Genomic DNA, 23,433 nt, shown 5'->3' on the forward strand with positions numbered 1-23,433 from the left:
CCGCGGCCGCGCGATCCCTGCGCGCCACTGGCGCGCCGGAGGGTCAAAACCGAAACAGGGCAGAACGCAGTAGACCCCCGGAACGGTGTTCCGGGGGTCTACTGTTGGAGCGAAATGCTCCGAGGAGTCGAGAGACTACTCGACGATCTTCGTCACCGTGCCGGCGCCGACGGTGCGGCCGCCCTCGCGGATCGCGAAGCCGAGGCCCTCCTCCATGGCGATCGGCTGGATGAGCTCCACCGACATGTCGGTGGTGTCACCGGGCATGACCATGGGCTTGTCCTCGGGAAGGGTGATAACACCGGTCACGTCAGTCGTACGGAAGTAGAACTGCGGACGGTAGTTCGTCTCGAACGGGTTGTGACGGCCACCCTCATCCTTCTTGAGGATGTAGGCGGTGCCCTCGAACTTGGTGTGCGGCGTGATCGAGCCGGGCTTCACCACGACCTGACCGCGCTCCACGTCCTCGCGCTTGGTGCCGCGAAGCAGCAGACCACAGTTCTCGCCGGCCCAGGCCTCGTCGAGCTGCTTGTGGAACATCTCGATACCCGTGACGGTGGTCTTCTGCGTCGGACGCAGACCCACGATCTCGACCTCGCTGTTGATGGCGAGGGTGCCGCGCTCGGCGCGGCCGGTCACGACGGTGCCACGACCGGTGATCGTGAAGACGTCCTCAACAGGCATGAGGAAGGGCTTGTCCTTGTCGCGCACGGGGTCCGGGATGCTCTCATCCACGGCCTCCATGAGCTCAACGATGGAGTTGACCCACTTCTCGTTGCCCTGCAGCGCCTCGTAACCCGAGACACGCACCACGGGGACGTCGTCGCCCGGGTAGCCCTGCTTGGAGAGCTCCTCGCGGACCTCCATCTCGACGAGCTCGAGGATCTCCTCGTCGTCGACCATGTCGCTCTTGTTGAGCGCCACCATCAGGTAGGGAACGCCGACCTGCTTGGCGAGCAGGATGTGCTCCTTGGTCTGCGCCATCATGCCGTCGGTCGCCGCGACCACGAGGATCGCGCCGTCCATCTGAGCGGCACCGGTGATCATGTTCTTGATGTAGTCCGCGTGACCCGGGGCATCGACGTGCGCGTAGTGGCGCTTGTCGGTCTCGTACTCGACGTGCGAGATGTTGATGGTGATGCCGCGCTGACGCTCCTCGGGAGCCGAGTCGATGGTGTTGAAGTCGCGCTTGACGTTCACCTCCGACGGGAACTTCTCGGCGAGGGTCTGCGAGATCGCCGCGGTAAGGGTCGTCTTACCGTGGTCGACGTGACCGATCGTACCGATGTTTACGTGCGGCTTGGTCCGCTCGAACTTGGCCTTCGCCACTATGGTCCTCCTCAGGACGTCAGGTACTCTTTCCCTCCGACGGTTTCGAAGGGCACGAGTACGGGTTGCCTCATTATGTTACAAGCTCGGGCCTGGGATCGCGACCCGAGAGGTGCGGTCGGCGGCGAGTGCGGGACCCGCCGCCGACCGCGGGCGGGATTACTCGCCCTTAGCCTTCTGAACGATCTCTTCGGCCACGGCCTTCGGCACCTCTGCGTAGGAATCGAAAGCCATCGAGAACACGGCGCGACCGCTGGTCTTCGACCGCAGGTCACCGATGTACCCGAACATCTCGGAAAGCGGAACGAGCGCGTTGACGATCTTCACGCCGCTCGCGTCCTCCATGGACTGGATCTGACCGCGACGCGAGTTGATGTCGCCGATCACATCGCCCATGTACTCCTCCGGCGTGCGCACCTCGACCGCCATGAGCGGCTCGAGGAGCACGGGCTTCGCCAGACGCGCGGCCTCCTTGAAGGCCATCGAGCCAGCGATCTTGAACGCCATCTCCGAGGAGTCGACGTCGTGGTACTGCCCATCGAGCAGTGTCGCCTTGACGTTGACCACCGGGAAGCCGGCGAGGATGCCGTACTGCATGGCGTCCTGGATACCCGCGTTGACCGAGGGGATGTACTCGCGCGGCACGCGGCCGCCGGTCACCTTGTCCTCGAACTCGTAGGTCGTCTCGCTGTCCGCGTCCTCGAGGGGCGCGAGCGCGATCTGCACCTTGGCGAACTGACCGGAGCCACCGGTCTGCTTCTTGTGCGTGTAGTCGTACTTCTCGACGGCCTTGCGGATCGTCTCGCGGTACGCCACCTGGGGCTTGCCGACGTTCGCCTCGACCTTGAACTCCCGCTTCATGCGGTCGACGAGGATGTCGAGGTGGAGCTCGCCCATGCCGGCGATGACCGTCTGGCCGGTCTCCGGGTTGAGGCTCACGCGGAACGTGGGATCCTCTTCGGCGAGCTTCTGGATCGCGGTCGACAGCTTGTCCTGGTCGCCCTTGGTCTTCGGCTCGATGGCCACCTCGATCACGGGCTCGGGGAACGTCATCGACTCCAGCACGACCTGGTCGTTCGAGTCGCTCAGCGTGTCGCCGGTCGTGGTCTCCTTGAGGCCGATGACCGCGTAGATGTTGCCGGCGGTCAGCTCGTCGACCGGGTTCTCCTTGTTCGCGTGCATCTGGAAGATCTTGCCGATGCGCTCGCGCTTGCCCTTGGTCGAGTTGATGACCTGGGTGCCCGAGGGGATCTGACCCGAGTACACGCGGACGTAGGTGAGACGCCCGAAGAAGGGGTGCACCGCGACCTTGAAGGCGAGCGCCGAGAAGGGCTCGTCCTTCGAGGGCTTGCGGGACATCTCGATGCTCTCATCGCGGGGATCGTGACCCTTGATGGAACCCACGTCGAGCGGGTTCGGCAGGAAGTCAACGACCGCGTCGAGCATGGGCTGTACGCCGCGGTTCTTGAATGCCGAGCCGCAGTAGACGGGGAAGGTCTCCCCCTCCATGACCAGCTTGCGGATGCCGCCCTTGAGTTCGTCGATCGTCAGCTCTTCGCCGCCGAAGTACTTCTCGAGCAGCGCGTCGTCTGCCTCGGCGACGGACTCGACGAGCTTCTCGCGGTACTCAACGGCCTTTGCCTGGAGCTCCTCGGGGATCTCGCGGGTCTCGTACGCAGCGCCGAGCGCAACGTCGCCCTTCGCGTCGCCCGGCCAGACGAGCGCCTTCATCGAGAGCAGATCGACGACGCCGACGAAGTCGGACTCCGAACCGATCGGAAGCTGCATCACGAGCGGCTTCGCGCCGAGACGGTTGATGATGGTGTCGACCGTGAAGTAGAAGTCGGCGCCCATCTTGTCCATCTTGTTGACGAAGCAGATGCGGGGCACGCCGTACTTGTCGGCCTGACGCCACACGGTCTCCGACTGGGGCTCGACGCCCTCCTTGCCGTCGAAGACGGCGACGGCACCGTCGAGCACGCGGAGCGAGCGCTCCACCTCGACGGTGAAGTCGACGTGACCGGGGGTGTCGATGATGTTGATCTGGTTGTTGTCCCAGAAGCAGGTCACCGCGGCACTGGTGATCGTGATGCCGCGCTCCTTCTCCTGCTCCATCCAGTCGGTGGTCGAAGCGCCGTCGTGGGTTTCGCCCAGCTTGTGGTTGACACCCGTGTAGAACAGGATGCGCTCGGTAGTGGTGGTCTTGCCGGCATCGATGTGAGCCATGATGCCGATGTTGCGGACCTTACTCAGGTCGGTGAGCACGTCTTGTGCCACAGGTGTCTCCTCCGTACGGGGGTGGAAGTTCGGGAACGCGGAAGCCAGCGCGACCGCGGCGTCCGGGCGGGATCAGGGTGGTGACCCCGCCCGGACGGCGACGGGTTACCAGCGGTAGTGCGCGAAGGCCCGGTTCGACTCGGCCATCTTGTGCGTGTCCTCACGACGCTTCACCGCGGCACCGAGGCCGTTGGACGCGTCGAGAATCTCGTTGGTGAGACGGTCGGTCATCGTGTTCTCACGACGTGCCTTGGCGTAGCTGGTCAGCCAGCGCAGTGCGAGCGTGTTCGCACGGTGCGGCTTGACCTCGACGGGCACCTGGTAGGTGCTGCCGCCGACGCGGCGCGAACGGACCTCGAGGGTGGGGCGCACGTTGTCGAGCGCCTTCTTGAGGACCGTCACCGCATCCTGATCGCTCTTGGCGGCGACGTTCTCGAGTGCACCGTAGACGATGCGCTCAGCGAGACCCTTCTTGCCGTCGAGCAGAATCTTGTTGACCAGCTGGCTGACCACGGGCGAGCCGTACACCGGATCGGCGACGACGGGGCGCTTCGGAGCAGGACCCTTACGAGGCATTACTTCTTCTCCTTCTTCGCACCGTAGCGGCTACGAGCCTGCTGACGATTCTTGACCGCCTGCGTGTCGAGCGCGCCGCGCACGATCTTGTAGCGGACACCGGGGAGGTCCTTCACACGACCGCCGCGCACGAGCACCATCGAGTGCTCCTGCAGGTTGTGGCCCTCGCCGGGGATGTAGGCGGTGACCTCGGTCCCGTTCGAGAGCTTCACACGAGCGACCTTACGCATCGCCGAGTTCGGCTTCTTCGGGGTGGTGGTGTACACACGCGTGCACACACCGCGCTGCTGAGGGTTCGCCTTCAGAGCGGGCGCCTTGGTCTTGGTGACCTTCGGCGACCGGCCCTTGCGAACCAGCTGCTGAATAGTAGGCACTGATTCTCCTATTTCGTCCTGCACGGTGACAGGAATGCTTCACATGGACAAGCATGTGCGACGATTTGCATGGTCGCTGAGCTGCTGCCTCGTTTCCGACGCGTGCGCCGATCCGGAGGCCGAGTGCAGCTATGCCGTGGGGGTGTCAGCCGTCAGGCGAGTGACCCTGGCGTTCTCCCCCGTCACCACCCGCCCGAGGGCACGGCAGTAGCAATGGAGCACACCAAGAAACAATCATAAGCGCTCCGAGGCTTCGCTGCAAGGGTCAGTCGGGCGGCTCGAGCGTGCGGCTCAGTTCATCCAGGAGCGCTTGCACCTGCGGATCGACGAACCGCTCGATCGCGGCGATGACGCGCGGACGGTGCCCGACCAGAGCGAGGCAGACCGCCTGACCCGTCTCGAGCGCGCACTCGTCGGCGAGCTCGATCTCCCGCCGGAGCTGCCGCTTCTCGTCAGGACTGAGCGGCGGCCTCGGCAACGGCGGTTCCGGTCGAGTGTCCTCGGCGAGCCCGGCCATGGTGAAGAGGAACGGTTGCTCCCCCTGATCGGGCTCAGGATCCGGATCGAGCCCGTCGTACTCCGGTTCGAGTCCCTCCGATGGGTCGAAACCGCCCGTCCGCCACATCGCCTCTCCGGTGAGTTCTGCGTGGAGGAGCGGCAGTCCAGACGCCGTGAAGTCGTCGACCCGGCGATCGATGATGCGCTGCATCCGCGAGACGAGCGCGTGAGTCACCTGGTGCGGCACGTCGGCCTTGATCCCGGCCGCGGTGACGATCGGCGATCCGGTGCATCGCCTGCACAGTCTGGATCGCCCGCGGTGCGTCGCCGGAACCCATTTCGGCAGCCACCGCAGCCACGCATCCACTCCGGCGGCGACGCGCTCCTCGACCGACTCTCCCGTCGCCACGATCACCCTCGCCCGTCGCCGGGGCCGGTCTCGCCCTCCGAGCCGTCAGTCGAGCTGTCCGGGCGCTCCGGCCGCTCGTCTCCGAGGGGATCACCTGCCGACCCCGCAGGGCCCTCGTGCCAGGGGTCCAGTCCGTAGTTCACCCAGTCGGGGCCGAGATCGTCATCGCGTTCCCACGGCCACCTCGGTCGACCGCGATCGGTGAAGACTCGGCGGACGAGCAGTGCCCAGAAGCCGAGCGATGACACGACCCAGATCGGCACCAGGATAAGGGCGAACGGGCTCCCCCAGGTCTCGCTCGACGGCAGTCCGAGCAGGGATCCGACCAGACTCCAGAGCACGTACGCACCGCCTCCGGCAAGAGCCCAGTACCCCCAAGCGGGCGCTCGCCTGCCGCGCAGAATGGCGAGCGCCTGGCGCCAGAGCGTCCAGGCGAGCAGCACGAGCGCGAGGACGATCGCCAGCGGCCCGCCCCAACGGGGTCGCCCCGCCGTAGAAACGGGATCCGCCGAGATACCGAGAGCGAGCAACCCCCAGCCGGCAACGGTCAGCGCAACGGCCACCGTGACCACGGCGAAGATCAGCATCCCGACGTAGCCGCGGGTCACCCGGTGCCGCGGCTCGGGGGTCATCGCTGGGACCGCACCTCGGCGAGCGCTTCCTCGTAGTCGGCCACGAGACGAGCATTCTTCGCGCTGACCCGGCGGCCGCGAGCACCGATCCACGCACCGAACCAGACCGTGACCTCGCGCGCGACGATCGCAGCGCCGAGAGCCGGAGTGGTCAGGCCGAAGATCTGCGCGAGTTCGAGCGGATTCCAGGTGCCGGGCGCCGGCAGTCCCATGACCGAGGGATCGAACGCGTACCCGAGAACCGCAGCGGCCCAGACCAGGACCCCCACGGGGAATCCACCGAGCACATACGCCCACCACCCGGCTCGTCCAACGATGAGCACCAGGATGATCATGCCGAGGAGGAAAGCGGCGACGGCTGAGATGAACCCCCAGGACATGACGAACGGCAGCAACCCCTCAGCCAGGAACTGCGAGGGCGGTGTCACCGGCGCCAGGCGCAGGGCGATGACGCCGGCGTACACGATCGCGAAGGCAATGGTGGCGAGCAGGCTGATGAGCACGCCCGCACCCCGATTGCCGCGGAGATCCGGCGGCATCGGCGTCTGCATGTAGAGCGCGGCCATCGGATGGTCGGAGCTGATCCGGATCTCCCCGTCCCGCGGAGGATCCACCGGCGTCACCGATGGGTCAGCCGGTCCGGTCGGTGCGACCGGCGCCGGCGCGAATGCCGTACGGCTCGTGTCGTAGCCCGCGCTCGGCAGGTCGTCGAGCGTGATGGGACGCTGGTCGAGGTTGACATCACGGCTGAACGGCGTCGGAGCGCCGGTACGATCCGACGCTGCCGCGTCGTCGACCACTGGCTCGTCACTCGCCCACTCGGCGGCGCGCTGCTCACTGAGGTCCCACTGCTCAGTCGGCGGACCTGGATCGGCATCGGCGGCCTCGCCCAGGCTCTCGACCGGGCGCTCGGCCGAACCGAACCCGCGGCCCTCCGCGCCGGTACCGGCCTCGCGCGAGCGCTCGACGGCGGCGAGCACCTCAGTATTGCTCGACTCGGACTCCTCGACGGGAGCACCCGCCGACTGCGGATCGCGCGTATCGCTCATCGTCCCACCTTTCGTCGCGGTCGCGCGCGCACCCCTCGACGCCCGCTGTGAGCCCCACGATACAAGCAGATCGGTGGAATCCTGCGATCCCGCGCCGGTGTGGTGCGCGTGGCGCGCCGTGAACGGCCTCCGCAAACGACGAGGAGTCGCAACTCGCCGTGCGCACCCTGCGGTGGCGGCGTGTTGCGACTCCTCGTGGGGCCCGGCGAACCGGGCTGCGGGGCCTCAGCGCTTAGCTGTAGTTCCCCGGGTTGAACTCGTCGGCGGTGAAGCTGTCGAAGTCCACGAACGACAGGTCGTTCTCGTCGAAGGTGCCCTCGGTGGCGAAGAGGCGGTTCGGGTAGCGCTCCGCCTTCGCCTCCTCGGTCGGCGTGACCTCGACGTCGCGGTAGGCGTTCAGGCCGGTGCCGGCCGGGATGAGCTTACCGATGATGACGTTCTCCTTGAGACCGATGAGCGGATCCTTCAGACCCTCCATCGCCGCCTGCGTGAGCACGCGGGTCGTCTCCTGGAACGAGGCGGCCGACAGCCACGACTCGGTCGCGAGCGAGGCCTTGGTGATACCCATGACCTCGGGGCGCGCCGTGGCCGCACGCTTGCCGTCGATGAGCGCCTCGCGGTTGATCCGCTGGTAGCGCGCACGGTCGACGAGCTCGCCCGGAAGCAGCTCGGTCGCGCCGTGATCGACGACGGTGACCTTGCGCAGCATCTGGCGCACGATGACCTCGATGTGCTTGTCGTGGATCGGCACGCCCTGCGAACGGTACACGCCCTGCACGCCCTCGACGAGGTACTTCTGCACCGCACGCTCGCCCGGGATGTGCTTGCCGCTCTCGGTGGATCCGACCTGCAGGATGTCCTTCGGGTCGAGCGTCCCGAGCAGGAACGGCTGACCGAGCTCGACGTGATCGCCATCCTCCACGAGGAGGGTGGCGCGCTTCAGGACGGGGTACGCCTTCTCCTCGGTGCCGTCGTCCGGCGTGAGGAGGATGCGGCGGCTCTTCTCCGTGTCCTCGATCGTGACGCGGCCGGCCGCCTCGGCGATCGGGGATGCACCCTTCGGGGTACGCGCTTCGAAGAGCTCCTGCACGCGGGGCAGACCCTGCGTGATGTCGTCCGCCGATGCCGAACCACCGGTGTGGAACGTACGCATCGTCAGCTGCGTGCCAGGCTCACCGATCGACTGCGCCGCGATGATGCCGACGGCCTCACCGATGTCGACGCGCTGGCCCGTTGCGAGCGAGCGACCGTAGCACGTCGCGCAGACGCCGACGGCGGACTCGCAGGTCAGGACCGAGCGGACCTTGATCTCCGTCACGCCCGCATCGACGAGCTTCTCGATGAGCACGTCGCCGACGTCCTCACCGGCGCTCGCGACGACGGTGCCGTCCTCGGTCGTGGCGTCGGCCGCGAGCGTCCGAGCGTAGACCGAGTTCTCGACGTTCTCGTCGCGGACGAGGGAGCCGTTGGCGTCGGCTGCGGCGATCGGCATGTCGAGGCCGCGACGGGTGCCGCAGTCCTCCTCGCGGATGATGACATCCTGCGACACGTCGACGAGACGACGGGTCAGGTAACCCGAGTCCGCCGTACGCAGTGCCGTGTCGGCGAGACCCTTACGCGCACCGTGGGTCGCGATGAAGTACTCAGCCACCGAAAGGCCCTCGCGGTACGAGTTGAGAATCGGACGGGGGATGATCTCGCCCTTCGGATCGCTCACGAGACCGCGCATACCCGCAATGTTGCGGATCTGCAGCCAGTTACCACGGGCACCGGACGACACCATGCGGAAGATCGTGTTGTCCTCCGGGAACGCCTCGCGCATCGCGGCCGCGACCTCCTCGGTCGCCTCGCTCCAGATGTCGACGAGCTCGCGGTGACGCTCGGCGTCGGTGATGAGACCACGGTCGTACTTCTTCTGCACGGCCTGAGCGGCCTGCTCGTGCGCCTCGAGGATCTCGGCCTTGTTCGACGGGCTCACGATGTCCGACAGCGACACCGTCACGCCCGAGCGGGTAGCCCAGTAGAAGCCGGCATCCTTGATCGCGTCGAGCGTCGCTGCGACATCGACCTTGCGGTAGCGCTCCGCGAGGTCGTTGACGAGCCCCGAGAGCGACCCCTTGTCGGCGACCCGCTCGAAGTACGGGTAGCTGGCCGGGAGCGCCTCGTTGAAGATCGCGCGTCCGAGCGTCGTCTCGACGAGCAGCGGCTTCTCGCTGGTGACGCCGTTCTCATCGGTGTAGCCGATGAGACGGATCCGCACCTGCGCGCCCAGGTCGAGCGTGCCCTCGTCCATCGCGAGGATCGCCTCGGCGATCGAACCGAATGCACGGCCCTCGCCCACTGCGCCCTTCTTGACGGTGGTGAGGTGGTGCAGACCGATGATCATGTCCTGCGAGGGCAGGGTGACCGGACGGCCGTCCGACGGCTTCAGGATGTTGTTCGACGCGAGCATGAGCACGCGGGCCTCGGCCTGGGCTTCGACCGACAGCGGCAGGTGGACGGCCATCTGGTCGCCATCGAAGTCGGCGTTGAACGCCGTGCAGACGAGGGGGTGCAGCTGGATGGCCTTGCCCTCCACGAGCTGCGGCTCGAACGCCTGGATACCGAGACGGTGCAGCGTCGGTGCGCGGTTCAGCAGCACGGGACGCTCGCGGATGATCTCCTCGAGCACGTCCCACACCTCGGAGCGCGCGCGCTCGACCATGCGCTTGGCGGCCTTGACGTTCTGCGCGTGCGACAGATCGATGAGGCGCTTGATGACGAACGGCTTGAACAGCTCGAGCGCCATCTGCTTCGGCAGGCCGCACTGGTGCAGCTTGAGCTGCGGGCCGACCACGATAACCGAACGGCCCGAGTAGTCGACGCGCTTGCCGAGCAGGTTCTGACGGAACCGGCCCTGCTTGCCCTTCAGCATGTCCGAGAGCGACTTCAGTGCACGGTTGCCGGTGCCCGTCACGGGGCGGCCGCGACGACCGTTGTCGAAGAGCGCGTCGACGGCCTCCTGCAGCATCCGCTTCTCGTTGTTCACGATGATCTCGGGAGCACCGAGATCGAGCAGACGACGGAGGCGGTTGTTGCGGTTGATCACGCGACGGTACAGATCGTTGAGATCCGACGTCGCGAAACGACCGCCGTCGAGCTGCACCATCGGACGCAGCTCCGGCGGGATCACCGGGACGACGTCCAGGACCATCGATGCGGGGCTCGCTCCGGTCTGCAGGAACGAGTTCACGACCTTCAGACGCTTGATGGCGCGGATCTTCTTCTGGCCCTTGCCCTCGGAGATCTGCAGGTGGAGCGCGTCGCTCTCCGCTGCGAGATCGAAGGACTCGAGACGCTTCTTGATCGCCTCGGCACCCATGTGCGCCTCGAAGTAGTCTCCGTAGCGGTCCATGAGCTCGGCGAAGTTGGCGTCCTCGGGCTTGAGGTCTCCAACCTTGAGGTTGCGGAAGTCCTCCCAGACGCGCTGCAGGAGCGCGATCTGATCCTCGTAGCTCTTCCGGAGGGAGGTCATCTCCTTCTCGGCGCTCGCCTCGGCGCGACGGCGCTGCTCGGCCTTCGCTCCCTCGGCCTCGAGCGCTGCGAGATCGGCCTCCGCCTGCTGCTGACGCTGGGCGATCGCGATGTCGCGCTGATCCTCGAGCGTCTTCAGCTCGAGGCGCAGCTCAGACTCGAGACCTGCCATGTCCTCGTGGCGGCCCTCCTCGTCGATGTCGATGATCATGTACGCGGCGAAGTAGATGACCTTCTCGAGGTCCTTCGGCGCCATGTCGAGCAGGTACCCGAGGCGTGACGGGACGCCCTTGAAGTACCAGATGTGCGTGACGGGAGCGGCGAGCTCGATGTGGCCCATGCGCTCACGACGGACGCTGGACTTCGTCACCTCAACGCCGCAGCGCTCGCAGACGATGCCCTTGTAACGGACGCGCTTGTACTTGCCGCACGCGCACTCCCAGTCGCGGCTGGGCCCGAAGATCTGCTCACCGAACAGACCGTCCTTCTCGGGCTTCAGCGTGCGGTAATTAATGGTCTCCGGCTTCTTGACCTCGCCGAACGACCAGCTGCGGATGTCCTCGGCGGTCGCCAGACGAATCTGCAGCTCGTTGAAACTCGTACCCTCGAGCAATGGTTCTCCTTGCTTGAAAATTGACGTCTGGGCGCTTTAGATCTCGTCGATCGACGAGGACTCGAAGCGGGTGGACAGGTTGATGCCGAGCTCTTCCGCGGTGCGGTGCGCCTCGTCGTCGTTATCGCGGAGGTTCACTGCCGCACCGTCGGCGCCGAGGACCTCGACGTTCAGGCAGAGCGACTGCATCTCCTTCATGAGCACGCGGAACGACTCGGGAACGCCGGGCTCCGGAATGTTCTCGCCGCGCACGATCGCCTCGTACACCTTCACGCGGCCGAGGATGTCGTCCGACTTGACGGTGAGGAGCTCCTGCAGCGCGTAGGCCGCACCGTATGCCTCGAGTGCCCACACCTCCATCTCGCCAAAGCGCTGGCCGCCGAACTGCGCCTTACCACCGAGCGGCTGCTGGGTGATCATCGAGTACGGTCCGGTCGAGCGCGCGTGGATCTTGTCGTCCACGAGGTGGTGCAGCTTCAGGATGTACATGTAGCCGACCGAGATCGGGTACGGGAAGGGCTCGCCGGAGCGGCCGTCGAAGAGGCGCGTCTTGCCGGTGGAGTCGATGAGACGCTCGCCGTCGCGGTTCTTCGTCGTCGAGTCGAGCAGACCGGCGATCTCCGCCTCGGTGGCGCCGTCGAACACAGGGGTCGCGACCTTCGTGCCCGGCTCGGCCTGCATGGCCTCCTGCGGAAGACGTGCCGCCCAGTCCTGGAGCGCCGACTCGTCGACCTTCCAGCCCTGCTTCGCGATCCACCCGAGGTGGATCTCGAGCACCTGACCGAAGTTCATTCGACCGGGGATACCCAGGGGGTTGAGGATCACGTCGACGGGCGTGCCGTCGGCGAGGAACGGCATGTCCTCGACCGGCAGGATCTTCGAGATGACGCCCTTGTTGCCGTGACGGCCGGCGAGCTTGTCACCCTCCGTGATCTTGCGCTTCTGGGCGATGTAGACGACCACGCGCTGGTTGACGCCCGAGCCGAGCTCATCGTCGTTGTCGTTCTCCGCGTCGAACACCTTCACCGAGGTGACGGTGCCCGAGACGCCGTGGGGCACCTTCAGCGAGGTATCGCGCACCTCGCGGCTCTTCTCGTTGAAGATCGCGCGAAGCAGGCGCTCCTCGGCGCTCAGCTCGGTCTCGCCCTTCGGGGTGACCTTGCCGACCAGGATGTCGCCGGGGTTGACCTCGGCGCCGATCCGGATGATGCCGCGCTCGTCGAGGTCCTTCAGTGCCTCCATCGACGCGTTCGGCAGGTCGCGCGTGATGTCTTCCTTGCCGAGCTTCGTATCGCGGGCGTCCACGTCGTACTCTTCGATGTGGATCGACGAGAGCGTGTCGTCCTTCACCAGGTTCTGGCTCAGGATGATGGCGTCCTCGAAGTTGTGACCCTCCCACGACATGAACGCGACGAGCAGGTTCTTGCCGAGCGCGAGCTCGCCGTTCTCGGTGGCGGGACCGTCGGCGATGACCTCGCCGGCCTCGATCCGCTCCCCTTCCCTGACGATGACGCGGTGGTTGTAGTTCGTACCCTGGTTCGAGCGGTCGAACTTGCGGAGGAAGTAGCGGCCGACGCCGCCCTCGTCCTGCTGGATCGTGACGAAGTCTGCGGAGACCTCGCTGATCACACCGGACTTCGATGCCGTGACGACGTCACCGGCATCGATCGCGGCGTAGCCCTCCATACCGGTGCCGACGACCGGGCTCTCGCTCCGGACGAGCGGCACGGCCTGACGCTGCATGTTGGCGCCCATGAGCGCGCGGTTCGCGTCGTCGTGCTCGAGGAACGGAATGAGCGAGGTCGCGACCGACACCATCTGGCGCGGCGAGACGTCCATGTAGTCGACGCGGTCCGCGCCGACGAGCTCGACCTCGGAGCCACGGGGGCGCGCAAGCACCTGCTCCTCGGCGAAGCGGCCTTCGTCCGTCAGGGGTGCGTTCGCCTGCGCGATGAGGAACTCGTCCTCCTCGTGCGCGGTCAGGTAGTCGACCTGGTCCGTGACCTTGCCGTCGATGACTCGACGGTAGGGGGTCTCGATGAAGCCGAAGGCGTTGATGCGCGCGAACGTCGCGAGCGCACCGATCAGACCAATGTTCGGGCCCTCAGGGGTCTCGATGGGGCACATGCGGCCGTAGTGCGACGGGTGAACGTCTCGCACCTCGACACCCGCGCGGTCGCGCGAGAGGCCGCCGGGGCCGAGCGCCGACAGACGGCGCTTGTTGGTGAGGCCCGCGAGCGGGTTGTTCTGGTCCATGAACTGCGACAGCTGCGAGGTTCCGAAGAACTCCTTGATCGCCGCCAGCACGGGGCGGGTGTTGATCAGGGTGTTCGGCGTGATCGCCTCGATGTCCTGCGTCGTCATGCGTTCGCGGACGACGCGCTCCATGCGGCTGAGGCCGGTGCGCACCTGGTTCTGGATCAGCTCGCCGACCGCGCGGATGCGGCGGTTGCCGAAGTGATCGATGTCGTCGGTGTCGAGGCGGATGTCGACCGGCTTGCCCTCACGGGTGCCCGGCAGCGTCTCGGTGCCAGCGTGCAGGCCGACGAGGTACTTGATGGTCGCCACGATGTCCTCGAGCGAGAGCACCGAGTCGGTGATCGGAGCGTCGACGCCGAGCTTGCGGTTGATCTTGTAGCGGCCGACCTTGGCGAGATCGTAGCGCTTCTCGTTGAAGTAGCTGTTGTCGAGGAGCGCACGCGCGGCCTCGATGGCCACCTGCTCACCCGGACGCTGCTTGCGGTAGATGTCCTTCAGCGCCTCTTCCTGGGTGACGATGCCGTCCTTCTCCAGGGTGAGTGCGATCGACTCGTAGCCGGCGAACTCCTCGAGGATCTCCTCGCTGGTCATGCCGAGCGCCTTGAGGAAGACCGTGACCGACTGCTTGCGCTTGCGGTCGATGCGCACGCCGACCTGATCGCGCTTGTCGACCTCGAACTCGAGCCACGCGCCGCGGCTCGGGATCACGCGTGCCGTGAAGACGTCCTTGTCGCTCGTCTTCTCCTGCGAGCGCTCGAAGTACACACCGGGGCTGCGGACGAGCTGCGACACGATGACGCGCTCGGTGCCGTTGATGATGAACGTGCCCTTGTCGGTCATGATCGGGAAGTCGCCCATGTAGACCGTCTGGCTCTTCAGCACCTGGGTCTCGGTGTTGTAGAAGGCGGCCTCTACGTAGAGCGGAGCCGAGTAGGTCTTGCCGCGCTCCTTGCACTCCTCGATCGAGAACTTCTGCTCATCGAGGATGGGATTCTCGAAGGACAGCTGCATGGTGCCTGCGTTGTCCTCGATCGGAGAGATCTCGTCGAAGATCTCCTCGAGCCCGCTCTTCAGGGCGATGTCGTCGCGCCCCTCCGCCTGGGCCTCGATGACGCGCTGCTTCCAGTCGTCGTTGCCGACGAGCCAGTCGAAGCTCTCGAGCTGCAGCGCGAGCAGGTTCGGTACCGACAGCGTGTCGGAAATCTTGGCGAAAGAAAGCCGGTGATGATTCCGGCCGTTCTGGGGTGAATGAGTGGAAGATGCGTTGGGCGCAGCAGCCAAGGAAACTACCTCCGTGGGCCCCGTCGGGCCGGTTGACCTGGTCTTGCAGTGATATTGCTTCTGGATCACGGGCGGGACGTCTGCGCGCTCTCGCGCGTGCTCCCGGGGCCGACCGCTATATGAAGGCACACTGGTGTCCGTAGTGCAACTGCCAACTGTACCCCATCTCATACCACAGGTCAACCACGGCCGTCGAACCGGGTACGGAGCCCCAGACACGAATCCCAGACACGAACCTGTAGCGTGAATGAGCATGGGTCGTTCAACACGTGCTGGGCAAATCCTCTGGGAGGCGGGCACGCCCGCCCGACCCTCCGTGACCGCGGCGTGGTGGGCGGTCGCCGCCATCGCGCTCGTGGCGCTCGGGGGCATCTGGATCCGCTTCGGCGAACTCGGCGCGCTGCCCGTTGACCGCTGGTGGCACGGGGCGGTGGAGGCCGCGCCTGGCACTCTGCTCTTCGCCGTCGCGATCGCGCTCGCGGACATCGGGGGAAGCGTGGGCGGGGCGACGACCGCCGCCATCGCCGGTGCCGCGCTCTTCGCGCTGCGGCGACCTCGGGACGCATTCGCGGTGATGCTCGCGGCGCTCCTCGGCGTCGTCGCGTCCGAGCTCCTGAAGGTCGTGGTCGAGCGCGGACGCCCGTCCGACCCGCTCTACCACGCCACCGGCCTCTCCTATCCCTCAGGCCATTCGATGGGCGCGGCAGCGCTCGCATGCTCGCTGTTCCTCGTGCTCCTGGGGGCCGAGGGCGTGCGGCGCGAGCTCGTGCGGGCCGCGGGGATCCTCGCTGCTGCCTGGATCCTCGCCATGATGTGGAGCCGGACCGCACTCCACGTGCACTGGCTGACCGACACCCTCGCCGGGGCACTCCTCGGCATCGCGGTCGCGCTCATCGCGCGCCGGATCGCGATCAGGCCCAGGCTCAGGGGCGGCATCATGACCTCGCGCCCCGGCACCCGGACGAGGTGAGCCATGTCGGTGGTCGCGCGTAGGCTGAGAGCGTGACTCTCCCCCTCACCACCACCCTCTCCTCAGGACTCACCGCCCGAGTCGAAGAGGACCGCTGGGTGCCAGGAGCCGTGCAGCTCGTGATCGATGGCACCCCGCAGTCGCACGTGAACCTCCACGACAACTCCGACCTCTTCTTCGAGTACATCAGGCGCATCGGCCACGTCATCGACCTCTGCAGGCCCCCAGGCAGTCCGATCTCAGCCCTGCACCTCGGCGGTGGCGCGTTCACGCTGCCCCGCTACATCGAGGCCACGCGGCCTGGCAGCCGCCAGCAGGTGATCGAGCTCGAGGGCGACCTCGTCGACCTCGTGCGCGAGGCGGCACCGCTGCCGAAACAGGCGAGCATCCGCGTGCGACGCGGTGACGCCCGCGACGTGCTCGGACGCTTGCCGGCCGGCATGCACGGCGCGATGGATCTCGTCGTCGTCGACATCTTCGCGGGCGCGCAGACGCCGGCACACGTGTCGAGCCGCGAGTTCTACGCACTCATCGCACCCCTCCTCTCCCCCGACGGCGTGGTCGTCGTGAACGCTGCGGACGGGGCTGGCATGCGGTTCGTGCGGGGCCAGGCAGCAACGCTCGACGCGCTCTTCCCCGCCGTCGCCGCGATCGGTGAACCGCAGGTGCTCAAGGGGCGCCGGTTCGGCAACGTGATCCTCGTCGCTGGCGCGAGCGGGGCGGCATGGGAATGGCTGCCCCGGCTTCTCGCCAGCGGACCGCACCCCGCACGCCAGCTCATCGGCGACGAGTTCGCCGATTTCATTCGCGGCGCCTCGCCGGTCACCGATGCCACGGCCGTCGACTCCCCCCTCCCCGCGCGATCACTCTTCGACCAGGGCTGAAGTATGGCCGACCTCGAACGCGTCCGAATCTGGGCCGATGCCCTGATACGTATGCACCTCGACCCCGCACGCTGGTCGTTCCGCTTCGACACGGCGAAGCGCCGAGCCGGACTCTGCAACTTCACCGAACACCGCATCTCGGTCTCCCGCTATCTCGCCTCGCGGTGGGAGGACGACGAGATCTACCAGGTCCTCCTCCACGAGGTCGCCCACGCGATGGCCGGGCCGACGGCTGGGCACGGGCCGCAGTGGAAGCGCATGGCCGCCGATATCGGCTACGTCGGTGGGCGGACGCACGACGGCGAGATCGCGAAGGAACTCGCCCCGTGGGTGGGCACCTGCGCCGCCGGACACGAGCACGTCCGATTCCGACGTCCGACCCGACCGCTCTCGTGCGGGTCCTGCGCCAGGGGATACTCCGAGGCCCACCGCATCGAGTGGCGTCGGCGGACCATCTCATGACGGGCCTGCTGCCCGAGTTCACTCCGCTGGCATGGGCTCTGCTCGCCGTCGCCGCCCTCATCGTCGGCCTCTCGAAGTCGTCGATGCCCGGAGCCAACACCATCTCGATCGCGATCTTCGCCTCGCTGATGCCCGCGAAGGAGTCGACCGGCGCCCTGCTGCTCCTGCTGATCGTCGGCGACCTCGTCGCCCTCTCGATGTACCGGCAGCACGCGGACTGGCGCGCACTTCTCAGACTCGCACCGGCAGTGCTCGTCGGACTGCTGGCCGGTGTCGTGTTCCTCGCTCTCGTCGACGATGCCTGGGTGCGCCGCGTCATCGGCGTCGTCCTGCTCGTGCTCGTCGCCATCACGATCTGGCGGCGTGCAACGCGGCGCGGCAGCAGCGAGGTCGGGCTCTTCGGCCGCCTCTCCTACGGATCCCTCGGGGGCTTCACCACGATGGTCGCGAACGCGGGAGGACCGGTGATGTCGATGTACTTCCTCGCCGCCCGCATGCCGGTGCAGACCTTTCTCGGAACCGCCGCCTGGTTCTTCGCGATCATCAACCTCACGAAGGTGCCGTTCTCCATCGGACTCGGCCTGATCACCCCTGGCACGCTGCTCATGGACCTGCTGCTCGTCCCCGCGCTGCTCGTCGGGGCGCTGTGCGGTCGTTGGATCGCCGGCCGCATTTCGCAGCGTCTCTTCGAGCGGGCAGTGCTGGCGTTGACGGTACTCGGGGCGCTGTACCTCATCGTGTCGTAGCGCGGACACGCGTGAGGGGTGCGGGCGCGCTATGCTCCGACACCCCTCACGCGCACCGAGACCGGCCGCTACCCGCCGAAGAGCGGGGCCACCGCCTTCACGAGCTCGCTGATGCCGAGGGCGAGGAACAGTGCTGCCGTGACCCCGAGCGCGATGTTGGTGTGGAGCTTGTTCCGCCACTCCTTCGGGATCCGCTTGCCGTTGAGGAGTCCCAGCAGCGTGAGCGCGAGGAACGGCATGAACAGCGACCCGAGCACGCCGTACGCGAGGATCAGCGCGATCGGCCGATCCAGCAGGAAGAGGATCATGGGCGGGAAGGTCAACCAGAGCACGTAGAACTTGAAGTACTTGCCGCCCACGCGGGTATCGGGGTGGCCCGACTCCTTCTTCCGCATGTTGCCCCAGAAGTCGGCGAACATGAGTGAAACGCCGTTCCACACGCCGATGATCGACGAGAACGAGGCCGCCCAGAAGCCGATGAGGAAGCCCACACCGACCACGTCGCCGTAACGCTCCTTCAGCACGTCGGTGAGGTCGAGCAGACCGGCGTCTCCCGCCGAGAGCACCACACCTGCGGAACGGACGACCTCGGCGCCGACGATGAGCATCGCGATGACGAAGATGCCGGTGATGACGTAGGCCATCGAGTTGTCGATGCGCATGACCCGCATCCACTTCGGGGTCGCCCACCCCTTCTCGCGGAGCCAGTAGCCGTATGCCGCAAGGGTGATGGTGCCGCCCACGCCGCCGGCGAGTGCGAGCGTGTAGACGACGCCGCCCTCGGGGATCATCGGGACGAGGCCTGCGAACATCTCGGGGATGTTCGGCACTGCGATCACGGCGAGACCGACGACCGTGACGAACATGATGCCGACGAAGACCGCCGTCACTTTCTCGAAGAAGGCGTACTTGCCAAACCAGATCATCGTGAAGCCCGCGAGGCCCATGAAGACGGCCCAGATCTTCAGATCGATTGCCGGGAAGAGCGCCGCCAGCGGCATGGCTGCCGAGCTCATCGCCGTCGCACCGTAGACGAAGCCCCAGATCATGATGTAAGGACCGAAGTACCAGGTGGTCCACTTGCCGAGCGAGCGCCAGCCCTGGAAGATCGTCTTCCCCGTCGCGAGCGTGAAGCGGCCCGCGCCCTCGACGAGCACGATCTTCAGGAAGACGCCGAGAATCACCGCCCAGAGGAGCCCATACCCGTACAGGCTGCCGGCGACGAGCGTCGCCACCATGTCTGCCGCGCCAACGCCGGTGGCCGCGACGACGAGGCCGGGCCCCACGACTTTCCACTTCGGCTTGCCGCCGCTCTCGATACCTTCGTTTCCGACGAACTGCGTCGGCTCGGACTGCTTCATCGCGCCCATGACTCCTTTGTCTTCGGTGTCGCCCGAACGCGCGGTTCGGGCCATGTGCCGTTCCACCGTACGACCGCCGAGTCGAGGTGCGAAGCCGCGCGGCCACTCTTAACACTCTCTTAGGAATCGTGCAGGTGCACCCCGTTGATGCACCCGCGTGCGCGGGCGGGGCACGCCCTGGCGCTACGCTGATACCCATGGATCTGCTCATCGTCGAAGACGACGACTCGATGGCAGCCGCTCTCGGAGACGCGTTGCGCGCCGCCGGTCACGCAGCGGTGCGCGTCGACCGCGGTGCCGACGCTCTGCTGCGTCACCACGAGGGCGACATGATCCTGCTCGACCTCGGGCTGCCCGACATGGATGGACTCGAGGCGCTGCGCAAACTGCGTCAGGTAACGGAGAAACCCGTCCTGATTCTGACGGCTCGCGACGACGAGCGCAGCGTGGTGCGGGGACTGCGCCTCGGCGCCGACGACTACCTCGTGAAGCCGATCCGGCTCTTCGAGCTGCTCGCGCGCATCGAGACCGTCGCCAGGCGCGTTCCCTCCGCGGTTCCCGAGCGGCGAGAGATCGTCGCGGGTGATCTCACCATGGACCTCGACGGGCGAAGCGCTCACCTGTCCGAGCGCGAGCTCGGCCTCACCGCCAAGGAGTTCGATCTGCTGGCGGTCCTCGCCGAGCGCGCGGGCTCCGTGGTGACGCGCGAGCAGATCCTCGACACCCTCTGGGGCGACGCCTTCGCCGCGGTCTCGCGTTCGCTCGACGTCCACTTGAGCGGCCTGCGATCCAAGCTCGATCGCCCCGGGTGCATCGTGAACGTGCGAGGCGTCGGGTACCGCTTCGAACCGGGAACCCCGTGAAACTGCGCGTGCTCGGGCTGCTGAGCGCCCTGCTCGCGCTGCTCGTCGCCCTCGTCTCACTCACCCTCGTGTTCGCCGCGAGCCGCGATGTCACCCGTGAGCTGCAGATCAACCGGGTCGCATCGCTGAACCGATTCGTGGAGCTCGCGGCTCAAGCCGAGGCGGACGGCAGCACCGATCAACTCGACATCGAAATGCAGCGGTACTCCGACCTCTACGAAGAGGGGGTGATCGTGCGGATCGGCGACCGGCATCTCGTCTCGGGCGACCTGCACCCAGACGACCCGGGCGTCGCGGAGACGCTCCGTCGCGCCGCGATGAATCTGCCGCGCACCGAACTGCCGATGGTGACCCCGTGGAGCGCGGAGCAGGAGCTCATCGTCCGCCCATTCGGCACCTCCGGCCAGGTGCTCGGCGCCGTCGTGCTCGAAGTGGAAACGGATGACGCCAGAGCCGCGGTGCTGCAGCGCTGGCTGGCCGTCGTCCTCGTCGCCGTCGTCTCAGGCACCGCCCTGTTCCTGCTCGCCTGGCGGGTCACCGCCTGGATTCTCGGCCCTATCGGACGCCTCCAGACCGCCGTGCAGGATTTCGCGCAGACCGAGCGAGCCCGCGAGATCGAGGAGGGCGGACCGCCAGAGCTCAGGCAGCTGCAGCGCGCATTCTCGGCGATGTCCGCGACGGTGACCGAGAGCCTGGAACAGCAGCGCCAGCTCATCGCCGAGACCTCCCACCAACTCCGGAATCCCGTTGCAGCACTGCGTCTGCGGGTCGATACGCTCGCGATGGTGCCAGAGGAGAACCGCCCCGAGGCGCTGCGCACCGTGCAGCACGAGCTCGAGCACGTCGAAGCGCTCCTCGCCGCGGTGCTCCGCGTCGCGAGCGCTGAGCACCGCGCCACGGAACGCGGAGCGCAGGGCCCCATCGATACCGCGGCGATCACGCAGCTGCCGGAAGTCGATCCCGTCGAGGTCGTCGCCGAAGAGCTCGAGCGGCTCGCTCCCCTGGTGGCGGCGCACGGCGCCCCCGTGCGGATCACCGGTGCCACCCGCGGAGAGATCTCGATGCGCTGCAATCGCGCCGACCTCGGGCAGATCGTCGGCGAACTCATCGAGAACGCCATGAAGTACGCGCCCGCAGCTCCGATCGACATCCACATCGTCGCCGAGGGTCGTCGCGCGACCCTCACCGTGCGGGATCACGGGGACGGACTCGCTCCCGATGAACTGGAGCAGGCAGGCTCGCGGTTCTGGCGGAGCGCCAAGCATCGGGGGATCGTCGGCACCGGCCTCGGCCTCGCCATCGTCGAACGGCTCGCAGCGGCCAATGCCGGGCGCTTCGCGCTTGCCACCGCGGACGGCGGCGGACTCCTCGCAACGTTGGAACTGCCGCGCCTCACCGCACCGATGAGTGACCCCGAGACGCGCCGCACCCCCGAGGAGGAGGCGTGACATCACACGATAGCCGCCTCCTCGTGAGCCGCCGCGGCCTGCTCGGGCTCGCGGGTCTCGGTGCGCTCGGAGCCGCGGCCGCGTTCGGACTCTCCGGGTGCGTCGCCCGCCCTCCCGCGACGCGGCTCCGCGTCGCCGGAGGCGAGGCGGGCGGTCTCTATCAGGAGTTCGCGACGCTGCTCGCCGACGCACTCACCCGACACGACGTCGCCGAGCACTCCGAGGCGCTCGTCTCGGAGGCGAGCCGCGAGAACATCGAACTGATCGTCGCCGGCGAGGCCGACCTCGGTCTCGCCCTCCTCGACACCGTCGCCGCCTCCGATGAGGTCGCCGGAGGCGACGTCGTGGCAATCGGACGCATCTACCAGAACTACTTCCACTGCGTCGTGCGTCGCGACGGCCCCGTGCGCACCGTCGCCGATCTCTCAGGCCGAGTCGTCGCCACGGGTGCGCCCGGCTCAGGGACCCGGCTCACGGGTGGCCGGATACTCGAAGCTGCCGGGCTCACCGGCCCTGCCGCACCGTCGCAAGACCTGCGACTCGGACTCAACGACGGCCTCCAGGCGCTCGAGCGCGGCGACGTCGACGCGATGATGATCTCAGGGGGCATCCCGATCGGCAGCATCACGGCGCTCAATGAGCGCCTCGGCCTCCGGCTGCTCGACCTCTCGAGCGTGCTCCCCGAGCTCCGACACCGGTACCCGGGCGTCTACGAGCAGGGCGTCGTCCCCGAGCACACCTACGCGGGCACGGACACCATCGGCACCGTGGGGGTCGCGAACCTGCTCCTCTGCCGGCCGGACCTCGACGATCGCGTCGTCGCCGAAGTCGTGGAGCTGCTCATCGAGCACGCGGGTGCCCTCGTGCCCGCGTCGAGCGCCGGCATCCAGTTCCTCAGCCCCGAGACGCTCATCTCCACGGGCGGACAGCCGCTGCACCCCGCCGCAGCCGAGGCGTACCGGCGCTTCCACGGGTAGGTGCGTCTCGGCTCAAAATCGAGCGGGCCCCGAGGGCGACGCGGCACTTCAGCCGAGCGCGGCGTCTCGACCGCTCTGGAACCGCACCAGCTCGTGGAGCGTGTCGAAGCGGGCGTCCCGCACCGTCGCGACATAGTTGCCGCAGTGATGATCGCGCTCGGGGTCGACGCGCTCCCCTGACCTGTAGGCCGTGTACTCCCCGCCTGCCTGCCTGAGGATGAAGGCGCTCGCCGCGACATCCCACGAGTTCGCTCCGAGGTTCAGCACGGCGTCGGCCCATCCCGCCGCGATGGCGCACATCGCGAGCGCCCCGCTGCCGATCGAGCGGACCGTGCCGTACTCCTCGGTCACCCGCCGGAACTGCTCCATCGCCGCGTCCGGCGCCCACACGAGATCTCGCGGCCAGGGGAAGTGCGAGAAGACGGTCGCCCGGGCAGGGGTTCCACGGCCGGCAGCATCGAGTCGCTGGTCGCCGTTCAGGGTCGCGCCATCCGCATCGGCCGCGAACATCTGATCGGCTACCGGATCGAAGACCACTCCGGCGACGATCCTCCCGTCGAGTTCGGCGCCGATGCAGACGCACCACATGGCGAGGCCGGTCGCGTACGCTGCCGTCCCGTCGATCGGGTCTACGTGCCAGACGAGGCGAGCATCCTCATCGCCGACGAGCCCGTATTCCTCCCCCAGCACGGCGGAGTCGGGGTGCCGGTCGAGCAGCACCTCCCGGATCGCCTCCTCGCTGCCGCGATCGTAGACGGTGACGAGGTCGTGATGGTCGGTCTTCTCGTGCGCGACGAGACCAGGCGCGCGGAACCCCTGCATCGCCACTGCCGCGCCTGCACGGGCCGCGACTTCGGCGGATCGGCGGAGCGCGGTGGACGCGTGGGCGGATGCTGCAACAGACACGGACGA

At 67.3% G+C, this 23,433-nt stretch carries 18 protein-coding genes; 7 read left to right on the top strand and 11 right to left on the bottom strand.

All coding sequences use genetic code 11. The features are described from left to right. Positions 1-135 precede the first annotated feature (135 nt). The 9 genes from tuf to K8P10_RS10850 form a co-directional block, all read right to left on the bottom strand. Positions 136-1,329, bottom strand: coding sequence for an elongation factor Tu (tuf, locus tag K8P10_RS10810; protein ID WP_224778927.1), 1,194 nt, complete (start codon positions 1,327-1,329; stop codon positions 136-138). 159 nt (positions 1,330-1,488) lie between these two features. Beyond that, positions 1,489-3,606, bottom strand: a complete 2,118-nt coding sequence (fusA, locus tag K8P10_RS10815) for an elongation factor G (protein ID WP_224778928.1) — start codon at positions 3,604-3,606, stop codon at positions 1,489-1,491. A 105-nt stretch (positions 3,607-3,711) separates the two neighbouring features. Then, positions 3,712-4,182, bottom strand: a complete 471-nt coding sequence (gene rpsG / locus K8P10_RS10820; RefSeq protein WP_224778929.1) for a 30S ribosomal protein S7 — start codon at positions 4,180-4,182, stop codon at positions 3,712-3,714. Then, on the bottom strand, positions 4,182-4,556 hold the full coding sequence (gene rpsL, locus K8P10_RS10825; protein ID WP_208237877.1) for a 30S ribosomal protein S12: 375 nt from the start codon (positions 4,554-4,556) through the stop codon (positions 4,182-4,184). The genes rpsG and rpsL overlap by 1 nt, the downstream gene beginning before the upstream one ends. A gap of 265 nt (positions 4,557-4,821) precedes the next feature. Beyond that, the gene (locus tag K8P10_RS10830; RefSeq protein WP_224778930.1) at positions 4,822-5,463 is read right to left on the bottom strand and encodes a spermidine/putrescine ABC transporter substrate-binding protein; all 642 of its coding nucleotides are present in this window, start codon (positions 5,461-5,463) and stop codon (positions 4,822-4,824) included. Between the two features lie 2 nt (positions 5,464-5,465). Next, on the bottom strand, positions 5,466-6,095 hold the full coding sequence (locus K8P10_RS10835; protein ID WP_224778931.1) for a hypothetical protein: 630 nt from the start codon (positions 6,093-6,095) through the stop codon (positions 5,466-5,468). After that, on the bottom strand, positions 6,092-7,144 hold the full coding sequence (locus K8P10_RS10840; protein ID WP_224778932.1) for a hypothetical protein: 1,053 nt from the start codon (positions 7,142-7,144) through the stop codon (positions 6,092-6,094). The genes K8P10_RS10835 and K8P10_RS10840 overlap by 4 nt, the downstream gene beginning before the upstream one ends. A gap of 232 nt (positions 7,145-7,376) precedes the next feature. Beyond that, positions 7,377-11,270: a DNA-directed RNA polymerase subunit beta' gene (locus K8P10_RS10845; RefSeq protein WP_224778933.1), complete on the bottom strand. Its 3,894-nt coding sequence runs from the start codon at positions 11,268-11,270 to the stop codon at positions 7,377-7,379. A 36-nt stretch (positions 11,271-11,306) separates the two neighbouring features. Next, positions 11,307-14,810 (bottom strand): DNA-directed RNA polymerase subunit beta, encoded by a 3,504-nt coding sequence (locus K8P10_RS10850; protein ID WP_224778934.1) that lies wholly within the window; start codon positions 14,808-14,810, stop codon positions 11,307-11,309. Between the two features lie 253 nt (positions 14,811-15,063). Here K8P10_RS10850 and K8P10_RS10855 point away from each other — a divergent pair, with 253 nt between their 5' ends. From K8P10_RS10855 to K8P10_RS10870, 4 genes are read left to right on the top strand one after another with little or no spacing between them, the layout of a single operon-like run. Beyond that, complete coding sequence (locus tag K8P10_RS10855) at positions 15,064-15,780, top strand: phosphatase PAP2 family protein (RefSeq protein WP_224778935.1); 717 nt, start codon at positions 15,064-15,066, stop codon at positions 15,778-15,780. A gap of 32 nt (positions 15,781-15,812) precedes the next feature. Beyond that, positions 15,813-16,664: a spermidine synthase gene (locus K8P10_RS10860; RefSeq protein ID WP_224778936.1), complete on the top strand. Its 852-nt coding sequence runs from the start codon at positions 15,813-15,815 to the stop codon at positions 16,662-16,664. A gap of 3 nt (positions 16,665-16,667) precedes the next feature. Beyond that, positions 16,668-17,126 (top strand): SprT-like domain-containing protein, encoded by a 459-nt coding sequence (locus K8P10_RS10865; RefSeq protein WP_224778937.1) that lies wholly within the window; start codon positions 16,668-16,670, stop codon positions 17,124-17,126. After that, the gene (locus K8P10_RS10870) at positions 17,123-17,872 is read left to right on the top strand and encodes a sulfite exporter TauE/SafE family protein (protein WP_224778938.1); all 750 of its coding nucleotides are present in this window, start codon (positions 17,123-17,125) and stop codon (positions 17,870-17,872) included. Before K8P10_RS10865 ends, K8P10_RS10870 begins: the two co-directional genes overlap by 4 nt. A gap of 68 nt (positions 17,873-17,940) precedes the next feature. On the opposite strand, the gene K8P10_RS10875 is transcribed toward K8P10_RS10870, so the two are convergent. Next, complete coding sequence (locus tag K8P10_RS10875; protein WP_224778939.1) at positions 17,941-19,233, bottom strand: Nramp family divalent metal transporter; 1,293 nt, start codon at positions 19,231-19,233, stop codon at positions 17,941-17,943. A gap of 197 nt (positions 19,234-19,430) precedes the next feature. Between K8P10_RS10875 and K8P10_RS10880 the strand changes: the two genes are divergently transcribed. Genes K8P10_RS10880 through K8P10_RS10890 form a run of 3 tightly spaced genes read left to right on the top strand, consistent with a single transcriptional unit; the run spans position 19,431 to position 22,521 of the window. Continuing rightward, positions 19,431-20,096 carry a response regulator transcription factor gene (locus tag K8P10_RS10880; protein ID WP_224778940.1) on the top strand — a complete coding sequence of 222 codons (666 nt, stop codon included), beginning with the start codon at positions 19,431-19,433 and terminating at the stop codon, positions 20,094-20,096. Further along, entirely contained in the window at positions 20,093-21,544 is a 1,452-nt protein-coding gene (locus K8P10_RS10885; protein WP_224778941.1) for a HAMP domain-containing sensor histidine kinase, read from the top strand. Before K8P10_RS10880 ends, K8P10_RS10885 begins: the two co-directional genes overlap by 4 nt. Then, the gene (locus K8P10_RS10890) at positions 21,541-22,521 is read left to right on the top strand and encodes a TAXI family TRAP transporter solute-binding subunit (protein WP_224778942.1); all 981 of its coding nucleotides are present in this window, start codon (positions 21,541-21,543) and stop codon (positions 22,519-22,521) included. The genes K8P10_RS10885 and K8P10_RS10890 overlap by 4 nt, the downstream gene beginning before the upstream one ends. Before the next feature lie 48 nt (positions 22,522-22,569). On the opposite strand, the gene K8P10_RS10895 is transcribed toward K8P10_RS10890, so the two are convergent. Continuing rightward, entirely contained in the window at positions 22,570-23,427 is an 858-nt protein-coding gene (locus tag K8P10_RS10895) for an inositol monophosphatase family protein (protein WP_224778943.1), read from the bottom strand. Between the last annotated feature and the right edge of the window lie 6 nt (positions 23,428-23,433).

Source organism: Leucobacter sp. Psy1 (assembly GCF_020096995.1).
In the GTDB taxonomy this organism is placed as follows: Bacteria; Actinomycetota; Actinomycetes; order Actinomycetales; family Microbacteriaceae; genus Leucobacter.